Raw genomic sequence first — 6,516 nt, 5'->3', positions numbered from 1 at the left:
AAAGATCTTTTACATAAAGATCTAAAGAACTTTAGGAAGTTATACGTGGGCGTCCGTATCCGGGACGCCTGCATAGCCGGAAGGCCGCGCGGGGAGTGGGCTGTGGGTTATGCAGTGTCCCATTGGGCGATTCATAGGCAGCCCGTGGCGGCTTCTTCCCTGGTCGGATGTATCTATGAAGGCGGGGAATTGAGTCACTGAAAGCCGCTTGAAGGGCTGCCCTATCCCTGTCCCCTGGGTGCCCATCTCATCCCCTGGGTGAAAACTCATCCATTTAGTGCCAGCGATGCAACCCCTTAGATGCCAAACATACCCAAACAAACTGCAGGCAGATATCCCCGGACAGGAATAATTGACAGAAATATCCAGGCTGTGTTTTAATGGAAATAGACAGAAAATTCGGATATTCGGGAGGTAATCGACAATGCCCAGACCGCGTAAGAAGGCAGTTGCCCCAAGCGCCGGGGCTTCAGATGTAGACAATGGCACTGACCAGCCCTGCAATAATAACGAAGCTGCAAACCAACCGCAGGATATGCCCGGCCCGGAGGACAATTATGGCTACCCTCCGGAAGTCAGGGTAATCGAGTTAGGCAAGAAAGGTAAGCCCATCAAGCTGGAGATAACTTGCTGCGAGCCTGATTGTGAAAATAAGCGCATAGTCAAAGTCCAGGACTACTTCCAGGTCAAGCGCTGCCGCGACTGCCAGTCCAAATACTTCAGCGAACACCGGCGAGAACTGGCTAAATTTAGCCGCCAGCGGAAGAAGGCTGAAAAAGCGGCTGCGGCAAATGAACTCAACCAGGGTTAAAGCGCTATTCATTAACCGGATGGGACTGGCGGGTGCTGGTCCCTCCATCCAACCCGCTATAAGCAGGAGGCGTATTTATGAGCAATAAAGCCGTACTATACATCAGGGTATCCACAGACGAGCAATCAAAGACCGGCGTTAGCCTTGATGCCCAGGAAGAAAAACTCCTCACCTACTGCAAGCTGATGGACTTGGAGCCAGTGAAGGTTATCCGGGAAGAAGGGGTGTCGGCATTCAAGCCCCTGGCCAGCAGGCCCGGTGGACGGGAGTTAACAAACATGATTAATAAAAAGCAGGTTCAGCATGTGGTGGTACTGAAACTGGACCGTCTGTTTAGGAATGCCGAGGACGCGCTGAATCGCACAAAAATCTGGGAGAAAGCCGGAATCTCCCTGCATCTGGTTGATATGGGCGGCCAGACAATCAACACAGCAACGGCAATGGGCAAGATGTTTATAACCATAATGGCCGGATTTGCTGAACTGGAGCGGAACCTGACCAGCGAGCGCACCAAAATGGCCCTGACTCATAAGAAGGATAATAGAAGAGCTTACGGCCATGCCCCATACGGCTATCGCCTGGAGGAAGACAACCTGGTGGAAGTGCCGGAGGAACTGGCAGTAATCCAGCAAATATTCCGCTGGTATGACCAGGGGTGGCGGCATCAGAGGATAGCCAGCGAACTTAACCGGCTAAATGTCCCAACCAAGAATGGGGGCAAGAAATGGTACCCAAGCACACTGAAAGCAATTCTTAATAATAGACAATTCTACGGCGTACAGGAGGTGGTAGGAATTGCAGGATGATCGGATGCTGACCGTCAATGAGGCGGCAGAACTTATACTCGTTCATCCCGAAGAACTGAAAGAGGCTATCAAGGATGGCTCATTAAGGGCGGAGAAAATCAAGGGGCGCTGGATGGTTAGGAAATCCGAACTACTAAAATGGCTGGAAAATTAATTACAGGAGGGACAAGTAATGGCTGTAAATACCCGTAAAACCCGCATCAGCAAAGCAGAACTGCAAGACGTCATCACAACCGAAATCAACAAATATGTATCGCCAATAATGGAGCGGCTGGAACATCTGGAACAGGTAAATAAAGCCGACGCCGGGCTGCCGCTGGGTGGTGCCTTCTATATCCTGCCCAAGTCGGAGAGCCAGGAAGTGCAGTTACTGAAGAGTCAATTGCCATTCGGTGGCGCATTCTATATCAATTAGGAAGGAGAAATGTGACATGGCATATGTGACGCAGAAAATGTTTGCCAAGCAGTTGGAGGAACTGGATGCTGAAATCGCCGGGCTGGAATACAAAGAGTTTGACTTTAACGGGTATTTCAAGAAGACTCAATCCATTGCTGCAGGGCACAGGGAATTAATTAATTATCTGAAGCGCAAAGGGGAGCAAGACGCTATCCGTGCGGCGCAATTACTGAACTTGCAGGATTACCGGCAGTGGCTGCTGGCAATAATTAAAGAATCTCAGGCATCAGTAGTTAAGGAAGCGGCGACAACCGCAGTAAAGAAATCTACTAAATAACCGGCAATAAGCCGGTAACAGACGGGGTGGTCCCATAACGGGGCTGCCCCTGCTCACTAATATAGCCATTCCCTGGGGGCAAATAAATACTGCGGGGTAGTCTGTATCCATGGAAACTACTTGTCATATAGCCAGCACAATATGGCAGGAAGATAGTTTCATAAAAAAGGGGGTGAGGACGTGACTGCTGCAGAGCAAAAATTACTTGAAAGGCGAGCCAAGAAGGCTGAATATATGAGGAACTGGAGAAGCCGTAACCGTGATAAAATCAGCGATACCAATCATAAACAATGGCTCAAGCGCAAGGAAATGCTCAGAATTGCACGGGAGATGCTGGCTACCCGTAATAGTAATGCCAATAATTAATCAGGAATGCCTCTCCTGAAGCTTCCCTGGTATCTCCGTAAGGCGCTGGGATGTTGGCCGCTATATCAGTAGCTGCCAATCAGAGGAAGGCCAACGGAAGGCCAGGAGTAAGCCAGTACAAATAAATAGCCGACAGCTATGCCCCAACTGTCGGCTAATAATGAGGGAATGAATATGGATTACCCCAAAACTTCCAATTCGGTTATTGCAGGCAATGACCCAGCCAGTAAATGGGAAGAAGCAAAGAGAAAATTCATTGAAGCGTACAGCCAGTATAATAAGCCGCTTTCACCGGGGGAGAAGAGAAAATATGTCAACAGGCAACGAATACTACTTAGAATATGTAACATGCGTTATGGAAATGTAGAAATAATTCCCGGCAAAAGCGGTCATGCCGAGGATATCGAGTATCATAAATGCGAAACCATCATGTTCAAGCTGTTCAGAGCTGCAGCAGCTATGCTCCACAAGGACAAGCCTGACCCAGAAGAACGAGTAAAAGAGGCCATGGAATTCCTAAATTGGAGGATAGCTAACCCATACAGCGACATAAACAAGCTCCTTGAATATACCCATGATTACGAAAGATATAAGTGGATATCAATTGAAGCAATATACCGGCTAATGGGTGTCACAGAAGGGGAACGGCAAATACTGGAGGATATGCGGCAGCAATGGAAAATCAAAGCTGAACTCAAGAGAGCCTGGAAAAATGCACGCAGGAGGAGAATTGCACGGGCACAGGTGGCCAAGCAAGCAAAGTTGGCCAAGCGCAAAGAGCGTGCGCAAAGGCTAAGCGCTAAAGGGCTGTCTACCAGGGAAATAGCTGAAATAATGGGAATAAGCAAATCTACCATTAGTAGATGGCTACGGGAAGTATCAGAGCAACCAAAAGCTACAAGCAATAACCGGGAAGAAATAATCAGGCTCAGAGAGGAGGGACTATCACAGCAAGAAATAGCATCGAGGTTTGGCATAAGCCAGTCTACAGTTAGCAGGGTTCTAAGGAATAAATAGATGCCCGGTGTTGGGTGCCTTTAACTATCGGCGGTCCAGGGTAACCAGTCGGTGTCATTGGCGATGTTGGAAGATGCAGCGCTGTCAATGTAGACCGTGGCTGTCATGACTTATACAGGCTGCTATGATACCCATACCGGCAGGGAATAACTGTCCGCATCTATAGCACCTGGATAAAGCAGGTATAATAGCCGAATTGGTCGAAGTAAAAAGATAAAGCAACTACGGCGGGTATAAACACATACCTAGACATAATTCGACAAAATATGAGACTTGACACGGAGGAGTGATGCTCAATAAGGCAAAATAAATGTTTACTACCACAAGAAAAATAAAGAAATGGAGATGAAAATATGCGTAAAATATCTGTCATTCTACTTGCTCTGGTCCTTATGGTGATAGCCGGGTGTGCATCTCAATCCGCCGTTCCAGAGTTACAAGCGCTTGCAGCAAAGGAAAAAGAATGGTTAGACAGACTGCAACCAATTAGTGAGGAAATCAATAACGACTACAGCCAGTGGGAAAGTGGCCAAATATCAAGGGATGAGTTAGCAAATAGGCTATCCAAGCAGATGGAACCAGTGAAAGAAATGCGCGACGAATATGATCAATACTATATGCAAAACAAGCTCACAGATGAACTAAAGCAAACCCCTGAATACGATAAAGGACTGTACTATGGCTACAGTCTGCGCCTAAATGTTACCAGCTTCTTGCAGGAAGCGGTCCAAGGTTACCCCAGCGCACCGAGTGCCGCACTTAAAAATGCTGCTCCTAACACAGACGAAAAACTGAAAGAATTCTATAGGACAGAGATGCAGGAAGGCTATGACCGCAAAATTGGTTTACTCCAGGATGCTATAAATAAGCTAACCCAGTAAACAAGCTCCCTATATAATCAATTATTCAGTGAAACCCTGAAGTCTGACTTCGGGGTTTCCTCATTAATTCATTAAAGACCCGGCGAAGGAGTGAAATATATGCCGTATAAGGACCCGGACAAAAAGCGGGAGTACATGCGGGAATACCAGCGAATGCGTAAGACCGGCATACCCATGACTGACAAAACCACTGGTAAATCTTTAAACCCGGAGGATATACAGAATGCCAGGGGGTTACTGGTGCTCCTAAGTGAAACAATGGCTGACGTGGTGGCCGCAAAAGCCGACACACTCAGTAAAGCCAGAGTAATCGGCTACTTGGTATCAATCGGCCTAAAAGCGGTGGAAACGGCGGAATTGGCCGCCAGAATAGATGAACTGGAAGAACAGTTAAGAAGATATCACTAAATGAGAGGAGACTGGCAGAATGAAAGGAGATTTAAGGAAGCGGCTTGAGTTGCTATCTAAAAAGTCCCTTGTCAGACCGAACGACAGAAACAGAGAATACGAGGAGGCCATGGAAGCTGCCCTCAGAGATAGCCCGGAAATCTGTGAAATAATTAAGCAGCTATATAGGAGGGCTATGGCTAAGGGGTACAGCATGCGTGGCGCGTCTGAATCTGAAATGGAAAGATTTATAGCCAGTGACAATGAGGCAGAGGAATTATTTAGAAAACTCCATCACTGGAATAGGACGGTGCTACCTCAGTATTATAAGCAACGGACTAATTAATTGGTCTCAAAGTAGTTACTATAAATAATCCGTTGTCAGGAGAACAGCCGGAGGCCCGCTAGATTCAAGGCAGAAGCGGGTGTAGCTCAATGGTAGAGCGTCGGCCTTCCAAGCCGATTACGTGGGTTCGATTCCCATCACCCGCTCCATTTTATAAACGTCCCAGTAGCTCAGCTGGATAGAGCAACGGACTTCTAATCCGTAGGTCGGGGGTTCGAATCCCTCCTGGGACGCCAGTAAAAGTTAAGCCCCGCAAGTGATTGCGGGGTTTTCGATTTATAGCGAAAGCAGCGAAAAAGGCGTAATGGGAACATTTTGGGAACAAATTAGACCAAAGGGAACAGAAGATTCCCTCCGTCTTGAACTGGCGGAATGGGAAACCGCAAGAAACAGAAACCCAAAAGGTGTTGACTGGCAGTTCACGACTAATGATGCAAGAATAAGCTAAAGCGGCTTTATCCATAGTTTAAGAGTTGACACTGTACTAGTGGCATGGATGTCCAAGTTATTATTGACTTAATCTGTTAATATGTTTACAATATTGTTAATATATTAACAACTAATTATTGAAAGGAGAAAAAAATGGATTACAAACAGATAACTGCACCTTGTGGAATGGATTGCTTTAATTGTATTGGCTATTTGGCAAATGAGGACCCAAAATGGATACCAGAAATCGCTAACACACTTAATATTTCTGTCGAACAGGCAGAGAAAGCTGTTTGCAAGGGATGTCGCAACCAAAATGGAAAAATTCCATTTCTTCCTATGGAATGTAATGTTTATCCATGTATAAAAAGAAAAAGCATTTCATTTTGCTACGAATGCCATGAATTTCCTTGTGACCACCTTCACCCATACGCTGACCAAGCCTCAAAGGTGCCGCATAACACGAAAGTTTTTAATCTATGCTTAATAAAAAAATTGGGTCTGGAAGCATGGGCACAAGAGAAGGCAAAAAGCGTCAGGGAAGTCTATTTCACAGGCAATTGGAAGTTGTAGCTAAAGGCATAACAATTAGCTCACTCTTGGGAGAATAAATGGGTATAGTTAATAACTCAACTTTCCAGCGCGAAAGTTGAAGGCGCCCCTTTAAAAATGCGGGCAGACAGGAAATAAAATCGTTAATGAGGTCCTGTAAAGCACAATCCGTTATTGTAAGATATTT

The 6,516-nt window shown here is 46.4% G+C and carries 12 protein-coding genes and 2 tRNA genes; all 14 read left to right on the top strand.

Annotated features, from left to right (window positions below):
* The coding region (locus DCCM_RS18510; RefSeq protein ID WP_207655552.1) for a hypothetical protein at positions 1–201 on the top strand (201 nt) is incomplete at its 5' end.
* Between the two features lie 223 nt (positions 202–424).
* The gene (locus tag DCCM_RS07325) at positions 425–811 is read left to right on the top strand and encodes a hypothetical protein (protein WP_104371771.1); all 387 of its coding nucleotides are present in this window, start codon (positions 425–427) and stop codon (positions 809–811) included.
* Positions 812–888: 77 nt separating this feature from the next.
* Entirely contained in the window at positions 889–1,617 is a 729-nt protein-coding gene (locus DCCM_RS07320) for a recombinase family protein (protein ID WP_104371770.1), read from the top strand.
* Positions 1,607–1,771 carry a helix-turn-helix domain-containing protein gene (locus tag DCCM_RS07315; RefSeq protein WP_104371769.1) on the top strand — a complete coding sequence of 55 codons (165 nt, stop codon included), beginning with the start codon at positions 1,607–1,609 and terminating at the stop codon, positions 1,769–1,771. The genes DCCM_RS07320 and DCCM_RS07315 overlap by 11 nt, the downstream gene beginning before the upstream one ends.
* A gap of 18 nt (positions 1,772–1,789) precedes the next feature.
* Positions 1,790–2,032: a hypothetical protein gene (locus tag DCCM_RS07310; RefSeq protein ID WP_104371768.1), complete on the top strand. Its 243-nt coding sequence runs from the start codon at positions 1,790–1,792 to the stop codon at positions 2,030–2,032.
* A 16-nt stretch (positions 2,033–2,048) separates the two neighbouring features.
* Positions 2,049–2,351 carry a hypothetical protein gene (locus tag DCCM_RS07305; RefSeq protein ID WP_104371767.1) on the top strand — a complete coding sequence of 101 codons (303 nt, stop codon included), beginning with the start codon at positions 2,049–2,051 and terminating at the stop codon, positions 2,349–2,351.
* A gap of 180 nt (positions 2,352–2,531) precedes the next feature.
* Positions 2,532–2,717 (top strand): hypothetical protein, encoded by a 186-nt coding sequence (locus tag DCCM_RS07300; RefSeq protein ID WP_104371766.1) that lies wholly within the window; start codon positions 2,532–2,534, stop codon positions 2,715–2,717.
* Between the two features lie 174 nt (positions 2,718–2,891).
* Positions 2,892–3,734 carry a helix-turn-helix domain-containing protein gene (locus DCCM_RS07295; RefSeq protein WP_165792050.1) on the top strand — a complete coding sequence of 281 codons (843 nt, stop codon included), beginning with the start codon at positions 2,892–2,894 and terminating at the stop codon, positions 3,732–3,734.
* A gap of 353 nt (positions 3,735–4,087) precedes the next feature.
* Entirely contained in the window at positions 4,088–4,615 is a 528-nt protein-coding gene (locus tag DCCM_RS07290; protein WP_104371764.1) for a hypothetical protein, read from the top strand.
* A gap of 99 nt (positions 4,616–4,714) precedes the next feature.
* Positions 4,715–5,023, top strand: coding sequence for a hypothetical protein (locus DCCM_RS07285; RefSeq protein WP_104371763.1), 309 nt, complete (start codon positions 4,715–4,717; stop codon positions 5,021–5,023).
* Between the two features lie 19 nt (positions 5,024–5,042).
* Entirely contained in the window at positions 5,043–5,348 is a 306-nt protein-coding gene (locus DCCM_RS07280) for a hypothetical protein (RefSeq protein WP_104371762.1), read from the top strand.
* A gap of 75 nt (positions 5,349–5,423) precedes the next feature.
* Positions 5,424–5,497: transfer RNA gene (locus DCCM_RS07275), tRNA-Gly, on the top strand.
* Between the two features lie 10 nt (positions 5,498–5,507).
* Positions 5,508–5,584 (top strand) — tRNA-Arg (locus DCCM_RS07270).
* Between the two features lie 346 nt (positions 5,585–5,930).
* Positions 5,931–6,350 carry a DUF3795 domain-containing protein gene (locus DCCM_RS07265; RefSeq protein WP_104371761.1) on the top strand — a complete coding sequence of 140 codons (420 nt, stop codon included), beginning with the start codon at positions 5,931–5,933 and terminating at the stop codon, positions 6,348–6,350.
* Positions 6,351–6,516 lie beyond the last annotated feature (166 nt).

Origin of the sequence: Desulfocucumis palustris, from assembly GCF_002933875.1 — a bacterium.
Classification (GTDB): Bacteria; Bacillota; Desulfotomaculia; order Desulfotomaculales; family Desulfocucumaceae; genus Desulfocucumis; species Desulfocucumis palustris.
The sequence above is the reverse complement of the archived record's forward strand: the minus strand, read 5'-3'. Positions and strand labels throughout refer to the sequence as shown.

Excerpts from the sequence above, each read along its gene's own strand:
- DCCM_RS07295 (WP_165792050.1), top strand. The coding sequence starts at position 2,892 with ATGGATTACCCCAAAACTTCCAATTCGGTTATTGCAGGCAATGACCCA.
- DCCM_RS07325 (WP_104371771.1), top strand. The coding sequence starts at position 425 with ATGCCCAGACCGCGTAAGAAGGCAGTTGCCCCAAGCGCCGGGGCTTCA.
- DCCM_RS07265 (WP_104371761.1), top strand. The coding sequence starts at position 5,931 with ATGGATTACAAACAGATAACTGCACCTTGTGGAATGGATTGCTTTAAT.
- DCCM_RS07305 (WP_104371767.1), top strand. The coding sequence starts at position 2,049 with ATGGCATATGTGACGCAGAAAATGTTTGCCAAGCAGTTGGAGGAACTG.
- DCCM_RS07320 (WP_104371770.1), top strand. The coding sequence starts at position 889 with ATGAGCAATAAAGCCGTACTATACATCAGGGTATCCACAGACGAGCAA.
- DCCM_RS07280 (WP_104371762.1), top strand. The coding sequence starts at position 5,043 with ATGAAAGGAGATTTAAGGAAGCGGCTTGAGTTGCTATCTAAAAAGTCC.
- DCCM_RS07285 (WP_104371763.1), top strand. The coding sequence starts at position 4,715 with ATGCCGTATAAGGACCCGGACAAAAAGCGGGAGTACATGCGGGAATAC.
- DCCM_RS07290 (WP_104371764.1), top strand. The coding sequence starts at position 4,088 with ATGCGTAAAATATCTGTCATTCTACTTGCTCTGGTCCTTATGGTGATA.
- DCCM_RS07310 (WP_104371768.1), top strand. The coding sequence starts at position 1,790 with ATGGCTGTAAATACCCGTAAAACCCGCATCAGCAAAGCAGAACTGCAA.